Here is a 14,086-nt window from a genome sequence, read left to right as displayed (position 1 = left end):
ATGTCGATTGCCAAGATTGCCTCTGCCTCCGAAACCAACGGTTTCGACATCAAACGCAGCTTGCTGGAGACCCTTGTCGCTGGCCTGCTGGCGCTTATCGTTTTCGGCCCGATCGTCGGCGTGGTGCTCGACGGCTACACCTTCAACGCCGAACCACGCCGGGTGGCGTGGCTGGTCGGCGGGGTGATGCTCGGGCGCTTCCTGCTCAGCCTCTTCGTGCAGACCGCCGCCGGCCGGCGCATGCTCGAAGGCTTCGACAGTGGCGGCTCGGGCGTGCACGTCAACGCCCCGGACTACAAGTCGCGGTTGCGCTACATCATCCCGGCGCTGGTGGTGATCGCCATCATCTTCCCGGTGTTCGCCAACAAGTACCTGCTGACCGTGGTCATCCTCGGCCTCATCTACGTGCTGCTGGGCCTGGGCCTGAACATCGTGGTCGGCCTCGCCGGCTTGCTCGACCTGGGCTATGTGGCGTTCTATGCCATCGGTGCCTACGGCCTGGCGCTGGGTTACCAGTACCTCGGCCTGGGCTTCTGGAGCGTGCTGCCGCTGGCGGCCATCGCCGCAGCGCTGGCGGGGTGCATCCTCGGCTTCCCGGTGTTGCGAATGCACGGTGACTACCTGGCGATCGTGACCCTGGGCTTCGGCGAGATCATCCGCCTGGTGCTGAACAACTGGCTGTCGTTCACCGGTGGCCCGAACGGCATGCCGGCGCCGTCGCCGACCTTCTTCGGCCTGGAGTTCGGTCGCAGGGCCAAGGACGGCGGGGTGCCGATCCATGAGTTCCTCGGCATCGACTACAACGCCAACCTCAAGTTCGTGTTCATCTACGTCGTGCTGTTCATCGTCGTGCTGGCGGTGCTGTACATCAAGCACCGGTTGACCCGCATGCCCGTGGGCCGTGCCTGGGAAGCACTGCGCGAAGACGAGATCGCCTGCCGCTCGATGGGGCTGAATCACGTGCTGGTCAAGCTCTCGGCGTTCACCCTCGGTGCTTCCACCGCAGGCCTTGCCGGGGTGTTCTTCGCCACCTACCAGGGCTTCGTCAACCCGTCGTCGTTCACCTTCTTCGAATCGGCACTGATCCTGGCCATCGTCGTGCTCGGCGGTATGGGCTCGACCGTCGGTGTGGTGATCGCCGCCTTCGTGCTGACCGTGGCGCCGGAGCTGCTGCGCAGCTTCTCGGAATACCGTGTGCTGCTGTTCGGCGTGCTGATGGTGCTGATGATGATCTGGCGACCGCGTGGGCTGATCCGCATCAGCCGTACCGGTGTGACCCCGCGTAAAGGAGTGGCGCCATGAGCGACGAAATCATTCTCTCGGTCGACAACCTGATGATGCAGTTCGGCGGCATCAAGGCGCTCAGCGACGTCAGCCTCAAGGTCAAGCGAAACCAGATCTTCGCCCTGATCGGCCCCAATGGTGCCGGCAAGACCACCGTGTTCAACTGCCTGACCGGCTTCTACAAGGCCAGTGGCGGGCGTATCGAGCTGAACGTGCGCGGCAGCCGCACCAACGTCATCCAGCTGCTTGGCGAGCGCTTCCAGGCTGCGGATTTCGTATCACCTGCGCGCTTTGCCAGCCGCCTGTACTACAAGATGTTCGGCGGTACCCATCTGGTCAACCGCGCCGGCCTGGCGCGAACCTTCCAGAACATTCGCCTGTTCAAGGAAATGTCGGTGGTGGAAAACCTGCTGGTGGCCCAGCACATGTGGGTCAACCGCAACTTGCTGGCCGGGGTGCTCAACACCAAGGCCTATCGCAAGGCCGAAAGCGACGCCCTCGACCACGCGTTCTACTGGCTGGAAGTGGTCGACCTGGTCGACTGCGCCAACCGCCTGGCTGGCGAGCTGTCCTACGGCCAGCAGCGCCGCCTGGAAATCGCCCGGGCCATGTGCACACGGCCGAAGATCATCTGCCTGGACGAGCCGGCTGCCGGCCTCAACCCGCAGGAGACCGAAGCCCTGAGCCAGATGATCCGCGTGCTGCGTGACGAGCATGACATCACCGTGGTGCTGATCGAACACGACATGGGTATGGTCATGAGCATTTCCGACCACATCGTCGTGCTCGATCACGGCAACGTGATTGCCGAAGGCGCGCCGCAGGATATCCGCCACAACCCGACGGTGATCGCCGCCTATCTGGGTGCAGACGAAGAGGAACTGGTATGAGTGCACCCATTCTCGAACTGAAGGAACTGGACGTCTTCTATGGGCCGATCCAGGCGCTGAAAAAGGTCTCGATGCACATCAACGAAGGCGAGACGGTGAGCCTGATCGGTGCCAACGGCGCCGGCAAGTCGACCCTGCTGATGTCGATCTTCGGCCAGCCGCGGGCGGCGGCGGGGCATATCGTCTACCGGGGCACCGACATTACCCGCAAGTCGTCGCACTACATTGCCTCCAATGGCATTGCCCAATCGCCGGAAGGGCGCCGGGTGTTTCCCGACATGACGGTTGAAGAGAACCTGATGATGGGGACCATCCCCATCGGCGACAAGTATGCCGCTGAAGACATGCAGCGCATGTTCGAGCTGTTCCCGCGCCTGAAGGAGCGGCGTAACCAGCGGGCCATGACCATGTCCGGTGGCGAACAGCAGATGCTGGCCATTGCCCGGGCACTGATGAGCCGGCCGAAGCTGCTGTTGCTGGACGAGCCATCGCTGGGGCTGGCGCCGATCGTGGTCAAGCAGATCTTCGCGACCCTGCGCGAGCTGGCCAGGAGCGGGATGACGATCTTCCTGGTGGAACAGAACGCCAACCATGCGCTGAAGCTGTCGGACCGGGCTTACGTGATGGTCAACGGGCAGATCCGCATGAGCGGGACGGGGCAGGAACTGCTGGTCAACGAAGAGGTCCGCAACGCGTATCTTGGCGGGCATTGAGTGATTGCCGGGGCTGCACTGCAGCCCCTTTTGTTCAATGTGGACAACTTGTCGCATATCTTTCTCGAGCCACGCTACGATCCCCCCGCAAGCCTTTGTTTCCACAGGGCAGATCTTGTCCACGATTAATGTGGAGCTGCCTGTGGAAAACATGGTGGCATATCGCGCTATCCCTTTATTCACAAGGCCTGCAAGGCTCTGGTCATAATTTGATCAGTTACCCTCGGTGTCTGTTCTCAGCGGCATTTCGACACCGGTGAACGCCTGTAGATCGCGCGTGATCCCCTGTGGATAACTCTGTTAAAAAGCACTGGACAGACCGCTGTAGGCGGCATGCTTGAAAGCGTTGCGCCATCACCGGAAAGCTATCCACGGACCCTGGCAAGCTGAAAGGGTTCCGCGCAGGCGACAAGTTGCCCCCAATCCGTGGGGAAAGCCTTGTGGATAACATGCGCATAGCTGGCGTCGAGCCCTCTGCCACAAGGGTTTGCCGAGCATGATTAAAAAATGAACAGCGACCTCGACGGCTTGCTGCAAAGGCGCGTCGCGGGCATGCTGCAAAGCTGTCGACGTAAACCTACCGTGAGGAATTGAGCATGACATCCACCGTATTCATTACCGGCGCGACTTCCGGTTTTGGCGAGGCCACCGCTCGCCGCTTTGCCGAAGCCGGCTGGAAGCTGATACTCACCGGCCGTCGCAAGGATCGCCTGGATGCCCTGTGTGCCGAACTGTCGGCCAAGACCGACGTGCACGGCCTGGTTGTCGACGTGCGTGACCGCAAAGCCATGGAGCAAGCCGTGGCCAACCTGCCGGCCGGCTTCGAGAAGCTTCGCGGCCTGGTCAACAACGCCGGCCTGGCGCTGGGTGTGGACGCAGCGCAGAACTGCAGCCTGGACGATTGGGAGACCATGGTCGACACCAACATCAAAGGCCTGATGTACACCACCCGCCTGCTGCTGCCACGTCTGATCGCCTTCGGCCGTGGTGCGTCGATCCTCAACGTGGGTTCGGTGGCAGGCAACTACCCCTACCCTGGCAGCAACGTGTATGGCGGCACCAAGGCCTTCGTCGGTCAGTTTTCGCTGAGCCTGCGCTGCGACCTGCGCGGCACTGGCGTGCGGGTGAGCAACCTCGAGCCGGGCCTGTGCGAAAGCGAGTTTTCGCTGGTGCGCCATGGCGGTGACCAGGCCAAGTATGACGCCACCTATGCCGGGGCCGAGCCGATCCAGCCGCAGGACATCGCCGAGACCATCTTCTGGATCCTCAACCAGCCGGCGCACATCAACATCAACAGCCTTGAGCTGATGCCGGTGCGCCAGGACTTCGCGGGGCTGTCGATCGACCGCTCTACCAGGGACTGATCCGAGGGCCCTGCCACCAGACCTGTGGGAGCGGCCTTGCGTCGCGAAAGGGCTGCGCAGCAGCCCCGCGGTTTCAGCGCAAATGCATAAATTGCTGGGGCTGCTTTGCAGCCCTTTCGCGACGCAAGGCCGCTCCCACAGGGGAGGTGTCAGCTCAGGCGCTGCAAACCTTCCAGGCAGGTCGCCAGGTGATAGGGCGTGGTCGAAGGCATGTCATGCCGGCTCACGGCACCTTCACCATCGCGGCACTCATACCAGCCACCCGCATGCAGGAACCGCTGGTCCATTGCCTTCAGCTGCGCCAGCAGCCTCGCCTCATTCCCCGAGCGCAATGCCAAGGCCCGCAGGTATTCCGCCTGCGCCCAGATCCGTTGGGTCGCATCGAGCACGTTGCCGTCTGCATCGAGCATGGCCAGCACCGCCGCGTTGTTCACCCCGCACAGCTCGGCATAGCCGAAGGCCCGCTCGAGCGACGCATGCAGCGGCGTCCCTCGCAGCAGTGGCGAGGTTTCCAGCAGGTAATACCATTCGAACTGATGCCCCGGCTCGAACCAGTTATCCACGGCGCCGAGCGGCTTCTCCAGCATGAGCCCGTGTTGCGGCTCGATGAAGTGTTCCTGCAGGGCTGTGCACAGTTGCAGCAGCGACTGCTGCACGTGCTCGTCCTCGCGTACCGCCAGCACTTGCAGGAAGGCCTCGGCCAGGTGCATCTGCGGGTTCTGCAGCGGGCCGCTGCCGAGGTCGGCCCAGTCTTCGCCAAGGCTGGCTTCGTACAGGCCATCATCCCGGGCGAATTGCTCGTCGACCACTTCCAGGGCGGCATTGAGGGTGGCTTCCACCAGCCCTTCGCCGACCTTGCCCCAGTAGTGCGCGCAGGCGAACACGATGAAGGCGTGGGTGTACAGGTCCTTGCGCCGGTCCAGCGGCTTGCCCTCGGCGTCGATGCTGTAGAACCAGCCGCCATGCTCGGCATCGTGGAAGTGCTTCTGCAACGAACGGAACAGCGCCGCCGCCCGCTCGGCCGCCCCCGGTTGCTCGATACGGCTGCTGAACAGGTACAGCTGACGGGCACAGGCCATGGCCCGGTAGCGCTGCACCGGCAACGGACGGTGCTGGGCGTCGAGGGCCTCGTAGGGCAGGGCCATGTCGGCGTTCCAGCCCGGGCCTTGCCACAGCGGCACGATGCGTTCGGCGAAGTGCTGGTTGAAGCGGGCCAGTTCGGGCTGGTTGGGGTGGGGGTTGGGCATGTTGGCGCTCGTCGCATTCGGGCAGGGCGCCATGGTAGCAGAACTAGGGTTGTGGGTTGCCCAGCCCTTGCCAGTGGCGCGCGCCGACGAAGATGAAGCGCAGTTGCTGGGTGATCTTTTCCTGGGCGCTCAGCGCCTGTGGATAACCCGGCTCCGGGCTGTCGATCAGCTCCGGCAGGGTGGCGAACACGGTCTTCACCACCAGGTCGGCCATCACCGCCAGCGCGGCGGTGTCCAGGTGTTGCCAGCGCTTCATCCGCGCCAGGTCCGTGGCCAGGTCGTCGCTGATGTCCTGGCGCAGGCGGGCGATGGCCTGGCGCACGGCTTGCGAGCCGCCGTATTGCTCGCGGGCGAGAAACAGGAACTGGGCGCGGTGGGCGGCGACCACATCGAGGAAGATGCGCACGGAAGCATCGGTGATGCCGCCGAGCTCGAATTCGTTTTGCCGCACCAGGCGGATGGTCTGGCGGAATGTGGCGTCGACTTCGGCGACCAGCGCCAGGCCCAGGGCGTCCATGTCGGAAAAATGCCGATAGAAACCGGTAGGCACGATGCCTGCCGCCTTGGCCACTTCGCGCAGGCTCACGCTGCCAAAGCCACGGCCGCTCTCCATGAGCTGGCAGGCGGCGTCCAGCAGGGCCTGGCGGGTCTGTAGCTTCTGTTCGGCGCGCGGCAGCATGGGGCGGGCTTCTGTGACGGTGAGGCTGGGCACTCTAGATAAAAAAACGAAGCCCGGTCAATGGACCGGGCTGGGAGGGGAGCAAGCGGTGTGACAGAGATTGTTCTTTTCGGCCATGGCGATCAGCTCACATGGCTGAGTTCAACCAGACGGTCCGAGCCACCTTCGGCCACACGGCCCGAGCGTTCGATCAGACGGTCCGAGCCACCTTCGGCCACACGGCCCGAGCGTTCGATCAGACGGTCAGAGCCACCTTCGGCTACACGGCCAGAGCGTTCGATCAGGCGGTCAGAGCCACCTTCGGCTACACGGCCAGAGCGTTCGATCAGGCGGTCAGAGCCACCTTCGGCTACACGGCCAGAGCGTTCGATCAGACGGTCAGAGCCACCTTCGGCTACACGGCCAGAGCGTTCGATCAGGCGATCGGAGCCACCTTCGGCTACACGGCCAGAGCGTTCGATCAGGCGATCCGAGCCACCTTCGGCGACGGTTTTAAGCGGTTGGGCGATTTCAGCAGCGCTGGAACGCGATTCGGCGGTCAGGTGCTGGTCGGCAGCTGGCACAGCGAAGGCGTTGGCCGCAAGGATCGACAGGGTCAGGGTCAGCAGGGTGCGTTTCATGATTCGGTGCTCCTCTCGGGGGCTGGAAAGTGGGTACGAGGCCAATGCTACGCCCGGTGACGCCAGAGAGAAGTTCATACGGGTAATGGTAACAATCGACGCTATTGATAGCTTCGAGGAAAGGCTCTATCTCAGGAGTTTGAGGGTGTGTTGCGGCTATTTGCCGGTAATGTGTCGAGGCGCCCGAATGCCTGGGATGAGCGCAAGAGCCGAGCAAGAAACCCGACAAAACTCGCTATGATGGCCGTCTGCGATAAAACCCAGCGGGTTTTCATCAGTCCCAGATACTGAGTGCCACCGTTACGCCTGCTTTGTGCCATGCCGTCAGGAGAATCACGCAATGACGCGTCCCGCCAGAATTTTCGTCTGGACCCTAGCCACCTTGTTCACCCTGCTGGCGATCCTGGTGGTGATCATCGCCACCTTCGACTGGAACCGCGTCAAGCCGCTACTCAACGACAAGGTATCCGAGGCCTTGCACAGGCCGTTCGCGATCAATGGCAACCTCGCCGTGCACTGGCGCACCGAGCCGGAAGAAGGCGGCTGGCGCGCCTGGGTGCCGTGGCCACACTTCATCGCCGAAGGCCTGACCCTGGGCAACCCTGACTGGCTCAAGGAGCCGCAGATGGTCGGCCTGGAGCGTGTGGAGTTCCGCCTGGCGCCGTTGCCACTGATATTCCAGCGCATCAGCATCCCGCGCATCGACCTGACCAAACCCACCGCCAGCCTTACGCGCCTGGCGGATGGCCGCGCCAACTGGACGTTCGACTTCGGGCCCAGGGACGAGAACGAGGAACCGTCCAGCTGGCAGCTGGACATCGGTGCCATCGGCTTTGACCAGGGCAATGTCAGCCTCGATGACCAGACGCTGAAGACCAGCATGAAGGTGCAGATCGACCCGCTGGGCAAACCGATCCCGTTCAGTGAAATCGTCGGCAAGGCCAGCGCCGAAAAGGCCGGCGGCGCGCAGGATTATGCTTTCGGGCTCAAGGCTCAAGGCCGCTACAAAGGCCAACCGGTGTCCGGTACCGGCAAGATCGGCGGCCTGCTGGCGCTGCAGGACGCCAGTCAGCCTTTCCCGCTGCAGGCCGATGTGCACATTGCCGATACCCATGTCGTGCTCGCCGGTACCCTGACCGACCCGCGCAACCTCGGCGCGCTGGACCTGCGCCTGCGCCTGTCCGGTGCCAGCCTGGGCAACCTCTACCCGTTGACCGGCGTGACGCTGCCCGACACCCCAGCCTATTCAACCGACGGCCGGCTCAGCGCCAACCTGCATGCCGCCGAAGGCGCGACCTTCAATTACCAGGGCTTCAACGGCAAGATCGGCGACAGCGACATCCATGGCGACCTGGCCTTCGTCGCCAGCCAACCACATCCCAGGCTCTCCGGCAACCTGGTGTCCAACCAGTTGCTGTTCAAGGACCTGGCGCCGCTGATCGGTGCCGACTCCAACACCGAGCAGAAAGCCCGCGGCGGTGCCAGCAAACAGCCGGCCGACAAGGTGCTGCCGGTTGAAGAGTTCCGCACCGAGCGCTGGCGGGCCATGGACGCCGACGTCACCTTTGCCGGCAAGCGCATCGTGCACAGCGAAAAGCTGCCATTCAACGACCTGTCCGCCCACGTGATCCTCGACGATGGCCTGCTGCGCCTGGAGCCGCTGCGCTTTGGCGTAGCCGGAGGCAGCCTGGCTTCCAACATTCGCCTGGACGGCCGCAACGTGCCGCTGCAGGGGCGTGCCCAACTGACAGCGCGTGGCTTCAAGCTCAAAGAGCTGTTCCCCACTTTTGCGCCGATGCAGACCAGCTTCGGCGAGTTGAACGGCGATGCCGACATCAGTGGGCGTGGCAACTCGGTGGCGGCATTGCTGGGCACGGCCAATGGCAACCTGCGCATGTTGATCAACGATGGCGCCATCAGCCGCAGCCTGATGGAGATCGCCGGGCTGAATGTCGGCAACTACGTGGTCGGTAAACTGTTTGGTGACGAGGACGTGAAGATCAACTGCGCGGCGGCCGATGTCGGGATCAAGGACGGGCTGGCGACCACGCGGTTGTTCATCTTCGACACCGAGAACGCGATCATCTACATCAACGGTACGGCCAACTTTGCCAGTGAGCAGCTCGACTTGAAGGTCACCCCGGAGTCCAAGGGGCTGCGCTTGTTCTCGCTGCGCTCGCCGCTGTACGTGCGCGGGCCGTTCGTCAAGCCGAATGCCGGGGTGCAGGCGGTGCCGCTGGCGCTGCGCGGGGCGGGAATGGTGGCGTTGGGAGTGGTGGCCGGGCCGGCTGCCGGGTTGCTGGCACTGGTAGCGCCCAGCAGTGGTGACGAGCCCAACCAGTGCACGCCGCTGCTGCAGCAGATGAAAGCCGGCAAGGCGCCGGCTGCGGTGAAAAAGCAGAAATAGCAAGGGGCCGCATGGCGGCCCCCAGTAATCACAACCCCTGAAGCAGGTCGGACATGTCGTCCGCGTGCTCTTCTTCCTGGGCCAGGATGTCTTCGAAGATCCGCCGGGTAGTGGGGTCTTTATCGCCAATGTACTGAATGATCTCGCGATAGCTGTCGATGGCAATCCGCTCTGCGACCAAGTCCTCCAGCACCATCTCCTTCAATGAATTGCCTGCCACGTACTGGGCGTGGGAGTTCTTGCTGAGGTTGTCCGGGTTGAAGTCCGGCTCGCCGCCCAGCTGCACGATGCGTTCGGCCAGTTTGTCGGCATGTTCGGCTTCCTGGTTGGCATGCTCCAGGAACTCGCTGGCCGCCACGCTGGCCTTGATCCCGCTGGCCATGAAGTAATGGCGCTTGTAGCGCAGCACGCAGACCAGCTCGGTGGCCAGCGACTCGTTGAGCAGGCGCAGGATTTCCTGGCGGTCGGCGTGGTAGCCCTCGGTCACCGCCCCTTGCTCGACATGCTGACGGGCACGTTCGCGCAGGGTTTGCACATCGGTCAGTTCAACGTTGCTCATGGTTGTCTCCAAACAGATCAGGTCGGGTGGTCACGGTTGGCGGGACGCTCAAGCGCCATGGGCGGCTTTGCTGTCCTCTTCTCGTTGCTTGCAAGTCTTGAAGCCCTTGGCATCGACATGGCCGGTGGCGTCGAAGCGTACGTAGTAAGGCTGCTGGTGGCCGTCGCGGTTGAGGATGTAGTCGTTGCAGGTCCCGCCGTGCGGCAGGTCGATCACGTTCGACGGGCTGCCGCCAATGGCGATGACCTTCTGCATGGTCATGCCGTTTTCCACCTGCTTGACCAGCGGTTCGTCGCGGAAGGTGACGTAGTCCACCGGGTTTTCCGGGCGGTTGCTGCAGCCGGCCAGCGCCGCGCTTGCCAGAAGGATTGCCAAGGTCTGCTTGTACATGGTCCCGCTCCTTGCAAAGGGTCTGTTTGGCTTGGAACCCTGCGAAGCGCCAGGAGTTCGATTGCGGTGGTCATCGAAGCGGCGCTAGTGTTGGCTGGTCGTCCACGGAAAGGAGTTCAAGCCATGCAGCAGGCGTTGGCCACGCGCTACCCGTTGGTGCTGGTGCCGGGCATGCTCGGATTTGTCCGGGTGCTGCTCTATCCGTACTGGTTCGGCATCGTGCCGGCATTACGCAAGGGCGGCGCCCAGGTGTTTCCGGTGCAGGTCTCGCCGGTGCATTGCAATGAGGTGCGCGGTGAGCAGTTGCTGGCGATCATCGAAGACATCTGCCAGCGCACCGGTGCTGCCAAGGTCAACCTCATCGGCCACAGCCAGGGGGCGCTTGACGCACGCTATGCGGCGGCCAAACGGCCGGATCGGGTCGCCTCGGTCACTTCGGTGGCGGGGCCCAACCATGGCTCGGAGCTGGCCGATCACCTTGAGCGCTCGGCGCCTGGGGATTCACCCCAGGGGCGCGTGCTCAAGGCCGTCCTGCATGGCCTGGCGGTGTTGCTGGTATGGCTGGAAACCGGCTGGCGGCGCGACCCGCTGCCGGTCGACGTGCATGCTTCGCATCAGGCCCTGACCAGTGCCGGCGTGGCGCTGTTCAACCAGGCTTATCCACAGGGGCTGCCGGAAACCTGGGGTGGGGAAGGCGCGTACGAAGTGAATGGCGTGCTCTACTACTCCTGGTCCGGCACCTTGCAACCGGGGCTGACCGACCAGGGGCGCAACCGCTTCGACGGCAGCAGCTATTTCTGCCGGCTGTTTGCGCGCAGTTTCGTCAGGGAAAAGGGCCATTGCGACGGCATGGTCGGGCGCTTCAGCTCCCACCTGGGGCAGGTGATCGGCGATGACTTTCCGCTCGATCACCTGGACATCGTCAACCAGTCGCTAGGCGCGGTGGGCAAGGGGGCCGAGCCGCTGCGGCTGTTCACCGAACATGCGGCGCGGCTCAAGGCAGCCGGGCTCTAGCCACGTACTGGCGTGGCCCGGATGGCGCCCGGCCAAGGTCATCATGAAGGCCCATCGGTGCCCAGGCAAAATGTCAGAAACCTTGTCTACACTCAGGCACATGTCCGTGCATCGGGCGCGGAGTCAAGGAGACCACTCCATGAAAATGCTGCACATGCCCTTGCTGGTGTTGGCTGTGTTGTTCAGTGCGCAAGGATTTGCCGCCAACACGGCGCAACAGGAAAAGATGAAAACCTGCAACGCCGACGCCACGGCCAAGGCGCTCAAGGGCGATGAGCGCAAAGCGTTCATGAGCACCTGCCTGAAGAAGGATGTGCCGCAGTCGCAGCAGGAAAAGATGAAAACCTGCAACGCCGACGCCAGCACCAAGGCGCTCAAGGGTGACGAACGCAAGGCGTTCATGAGCGACTGCCTGAAGAAGAAGTGACCTGCGCCTATGCCTGTGTGCTGAAGGCTGGCAGACTGCGGGCATTCCCGCCGTCTGCCGTCGAGGCTGTATGACTTTCACCCCCCGCCAGATCACCCTGGCCAGCCTGATCATCGTCATGGCCGGCCTGCTGCTAGCTCTACCCCTGAAGTTGCTGCCCAGCCTGCTGGCCGGCCTGTTGGTGTTCGAGCTGGTGAACATGCTTACCCCGCGCCTGCAACCGCTGATCGCCGGGCAGCGTGCGCGCTGGCTGGCGGTGGCGCTGTTGGGGGTGCTGGTGGTCAGCGTGCTGACCCTGCTGATCGCCGGTGCCTTCAGCTTCCTGCTGCACGAAGCCGAGAACCCCGGGGCCTCGCTCGACAAGTTCATGACCTTGGTCGAACGCGCCCGCAGCCAGCTGCCTCCGTTCATCGAAGCCTACCTGCCGGCCAGTGCGGCGGAGTTCAAGGTGGCCATCGGTGACTGGATCAAGAGCCACTTGAGCGACCTGCAGCTGGTGGGCAAGGGCATGGCGCACATGTTCGTGACGCTGCTGATCGGCATGATCCTCGGCGCCATCATCGCCCTGCAGCGCATCCCCGACATTTCCCGGCGCAAGCCCCTGGCGGCGGCCTTGTTCGAGCGGCTGAACCTGCTGGTTCAGGCGTTTCGCAACATTGTCTTCGCGCAGATCAAGATCTCGATGCTCAACACCGCGTTCACCGGCATCTTCCTCGCCGTGGTGATGCCGTCGTTCGGCGTGCACCTGCCGCTGACCAAGACACTGATCGTGCTGACCTTCCTGCTCGGGCTACTGCCAGTCATTGGCAACCTGATGTCCAACACCCTGATCACCATCGTCGGCATGTCGCTGTCGATCTGGGTGGCGGCGGCGGCGCTGGGCTACCTGATCGTGATCCACAAGGTCGAGTACTTCCTCAATGCCAAGATCGTCGGCGGGCAGATCAGTGCCAAGGCCTGGGAACTGTTGCTGGCGATGCTGGTGTTCGAGGCGGCGTTCGGCTTGCCAGGGGTGGTGGCAGGGCCGGTCTATTACGCCTACCTGAAGAGTGAGCTCAAGCGGGCCGAGCTGGTCTGAGCGATCGCCGGGGCTGCAAAGCAGCCCCAGGATGGTTCAGGCAGCGCCGTAGCGCTTGCGGGCCTCGATAGCCAGCCCGCTACCGATGCTGCCAAAGATGTTGCCTTCCACGTGCCGCGCATTGGGCAGCATCGCCGACACGCTGTTGCGCAATGCCGGAATACCGCTCGAACCACCGGTGAAGAACACCGTATCCACCTGGCCCGCGCTCACGCCAGCCTTGGCCAGCAACTCGGTCACACTGCCGCGCACACGTTCCAGCAGCCCTTCGATGGCCTCCTCGAACAGCACCCGGGTCAGGTCCACACCGAGCTCGCGCTCGATACGGCTGAGGTCGACGCGGCGGCTGTCCTGCTCGGTCAGCTCGATCTTGCTGGCTTCCACTTCCATCGCCAGCCAGTGCCCGGCGCGCTCCTCGATCAGCTTGAACAGGCGATCGATGCCCAGGGTGTCCTCGATGTCATAGCGCATGCTGCCCAGTGCCAGCTGCGACTTCTGCGAGTACAAGGCGTTGATGGTGTGCCAGGTCGCCAGGTTCAGGTGGTAGCTGGTCGGCATCAGCGCGCCGCTCTTCATCCGGCTGCCGTAGCCGAACAGCGGCATCACGCCCTGCAGGCTCAGCTGCTTGTCGAAGTCGGTACCGCCAATGTGCACACCGCCAGTGGCGAGGATGTCGCTCTGGCGCTCCGCCACCCGATGGCGCTCGGGTGACAGGCGGATCAGGGTAAAGTCCGACGTACCACCGCCGATATCGACAATGAGCACCAGTTCTTCAGCGCTGATGCCCGACTCGTAGTCGAACGCTGCGGCAATCGGCTCATACTGGAACGACACGTCCTTGAAGCCGATCTTGCGCGCCACCTCGGCAAGGGTGTCCTCGGCCTCCTGGTCGGCGGCCGGGTCTTCATCGACGAAGAATACCGGGCGACCCAGTACCACCTGCTCGAATTCGCGACCGGCGGCAGCCTCGGCACGCTTTTTCAGCTCGCCGATGAACATGCCGAGCAGGTCCTTGAACGGCAGAGCGCTGCCCAGCACGCTGGTGTCGTGCTTGATCAGCTTGGAGCCCAGCAAGCTCTTGAGCGAGCGCATGAGGCGGCCTTCGTAGCCTTCCAGGTACTCCTGCAGCGCCAGGCGACCGTACACCGGGCGACGCTCCTCGATGTTGAAGAACACCACAGAGGGCAGGGTGATCTTGCCGTCTTCCAGGGCGATCAGCGACGTAGCGCCCTCGCGGTGCCAGCCGACCGTGGAGTTGGAGGTGCCGAAGTCGATGCCCAGGGCGCGGGCCGGCGATACGTCAGACATGGGAAAAGGCTTCCGGAGGCAAAACGGCCGCGCAGTGTATGCGAGTTGGCTACAGAATCAAGACCGATCGTCTGCCTTGAGGCAACTCCAGGCGCACTTGAAAGGC

General features: G+C 63.4%; 14 protein-coding genes. 8 read left to right on the top strand and 6 right to left on the bottom strand.

The annotated features are described in order from the left end of the window. The 4 genes from livM to L6D64_RS10300 all read left to right on the top strand — a co-directional run bounded on the left by livM (window position 1) and on the right by L6D64_RS10300 (window position 4,251). Window positions 1–1,302: a high-affinity branched-chain amino acid ABC transporter permease LivM gene (gene livM / locus L6D64_RS10315; RefSeq protein ID WP_176510016.1), complete on the top strand. Its 1,302-nt coding sequence runs from the start codon at window positions 1–3 to the stop codon at window positions 1,300–1,302. After that, a complete protein-coding gene (locus tag L6D64_RS10310) occupies window positions 1,299–2,174 on the top strand; it encodes an ATP-binding cassette domain-containing protein (protein ID WP_176510017.1) in 876 nt (291 codons plus the stop codon). The genes livM and L6D64_RS10310 overlap by 4 nt, the downstream gene beginning before the upstream one ends. Continuing rightward, on the top strand, window positions 2,171–2,887 hold the full coding sequence (locus L6D64_RS10305; protein ID WP_176510018.1) for an ABC transporter ATP-binding protein: 717 nt from the start codon (window positions 2,171–2,173) through the stop codon (window positions 2,885–2,887). The genes L6D64_RS10310 and L6D64_RS10305 overlap by 4 nt, the downstream gene beginning before the upstream one ends. Window positions 2,888–3,483: 596 nt before the next feature. Beyond that, a complete protein-coding gene (locus tag L6D64_RS10300; RefSeq protein ID WP_176510019.1) occupies window positions 3,484–4,251 on the top strand; it encodes an SDR family oxidoreductase in 768 nt (255 codons plus the stop codon). A gap of 149 nt (window positions 4,252–4,400) precedes the next feature. On the opposite strand, the gene L6D64_RS10295 is transcribed toward L6D64_RS10300, so the two are convergent. The 3 genes from L6D64_RS10295 to L6D64_RS10285 all read right to left on the bottom strand — a co-directional run bounded on the left by L6D64_RS10295 (window position 4,401) and on the right by L6D64_RS10285 (window position 6,797). Further along, complete coding sequence (locus L6D64_RS10295; RefSeq protein ID WP_176510372.1) at window positions 4,401–5,498, bottom strand: AGE family epimerase/isomerase; 1,098 nt, start codon at window positions 5,496–5,498, stop codon at window positions 4,401–4,403. Between the two features lie 43 nt (window positions 5,499–5,541). Further along, window positions 5,542–6,177 carry an HTH-type transcriptional repressor FabR gene (gene fabR / locus L6D64_RS10290; RefSeq protein ID WP_176510373.1) on the bottom strand — a complete coding sequence of 212 codons (636 nt, stop codon included), beginning with the start codon at window positions 6,175–6,177 and terminating at the stop codon, window positions 5,542–5,544. Window positions 6,178–6,299: 122 nt separating this feature from the next. After that, window positions 6,300–6,797, bottom strand: a complete 498-nt coding sequence (locus L6D64_RS10285) for a phage infection protein (protein ID WP_236192411.1) — start codon at window positions 6,795–6,797, stop codon at window positions 6,300–6,302. 340 nt (window positions 6,798–7,137) lie between these two features. Between L6D64_RS10285 and L6D64_RS10280 the strand changes: the two genes are divergently transcribed. Next, a complete protein-coding gene (locus L6D64_RS10280) occupies window positions 7,138–9,204 on the top strand; it encodes an AsmA family protein (RefSeq protein ID WP_176510246.1) in 2,067 nt (688 codons plus the stop codon). Window positions 9,205–9,232: 28 nt separating this feature from the next. Here L6D64_RS10280 and L6D64_RS10275 read toward each other — a convergent pair whose 3' ends face one another. Together L6D64_RS10275 and osmE are read right to left on the bottom strand one after the other, a co-directional pair. Continuing rightward, window positions 9,233–9,763: a ferritin-like domain-containing protein gene (locus tag L6D64_RS10275; protein WP_060510601.1), complete on the bottom strand. Its 531-nt coding sequence runs from the start codon at window positions 9,761–9,763 to the stop codon at window positions 9,233–9,235. 48 nt (window positions 9,764–9,811) lie between these two features. After that, a complete protein-coding gene (gene osmE / locus L6D64_RS10270) occupies window positions 9,812–10,153 on the bottom strand; it encodes an osmotically-inducible lipoprotein OsmE (RefSeq protein WP_054887835.1) in 342 nt (113 codons plus the stop codon). Between the two features lie 123 nt (window positions 10,154–10,276). On the opposite strand from osmE, the gene L6D64_RS10265 reads away from it, so the two are divergent. The 3 genes from L6D64_RS10265 to L6D64_RS10255 all read left to right on the top strand — a co-directional run bounded on the left by L6D64_RS10265 (window position 10,277) and on the right by L6D64_RS10255 (window position 12,672). Next, entirely contained in the window at window positions 10,277–11,167 is an 891-nt protein-coding gene (locus L6D64_RS10265) for an esterase/lipase family protein (RefSeq protein ID WP_176510247.1), read from the top strand. Between the two features lie 139 nt (window positions 11,168–11,306). After that, the gene (locus tag L6D64_RS10260) at window positions 11,307–11,594 is read left to right on the top strand and encodes a PsiF family protein (protein ID WP_176510248.1); all 288 of its coding nucleotides are present in this window, start codon (window positions 11,307–11,309) and stop codon (window positions 11,592–11,594) included. 70 nt (window positions 11,595–11,664) lie between these two features. Further along, window positions 11,665–12,672, top strand: a complete 1,008-nt coding sequence (locus tag L6D64_RS10255; RefSeq protein WP_176510249.1) for an AI-2E family transporter — start codon at window positions 11,665–11,667, stop codon at window positions 12,670–12,672. A gap of 36 nt (window positions 12,673–12,708) precedes the next feature. On the opposite strand, the gene L6D64_RS10250 is transcribed toward L6D64_RS10255, so the two are convergent. Further along, on the bottom strand, window positions 12,709–13,980 hold the full coding sequence (locus L6D64_RS10250) for an Hsp70 family protein (RefSeq protein WP_176510250.1): 1,272 nt from the start codon (window positions 13,978–13,980) through the stop codon (window positions 12,709–12,711). Window positions 13,981–14,086 lie beyond the last annotated feature (106 nt).

It is taken from the genome of Pseudomonas urethralis, from assembly GCF_021602465.1.
GTDB lineage: Bacteria > Pseudomonadota > Gammaproteobacteria > Pseudomonadales > Pseudomonadaceae > Aquipseudomonas > Aquipseudomonas vlassakiae.
This window is presented reverse-complemented; position numbering and strand designations above follow the sequence as displayed.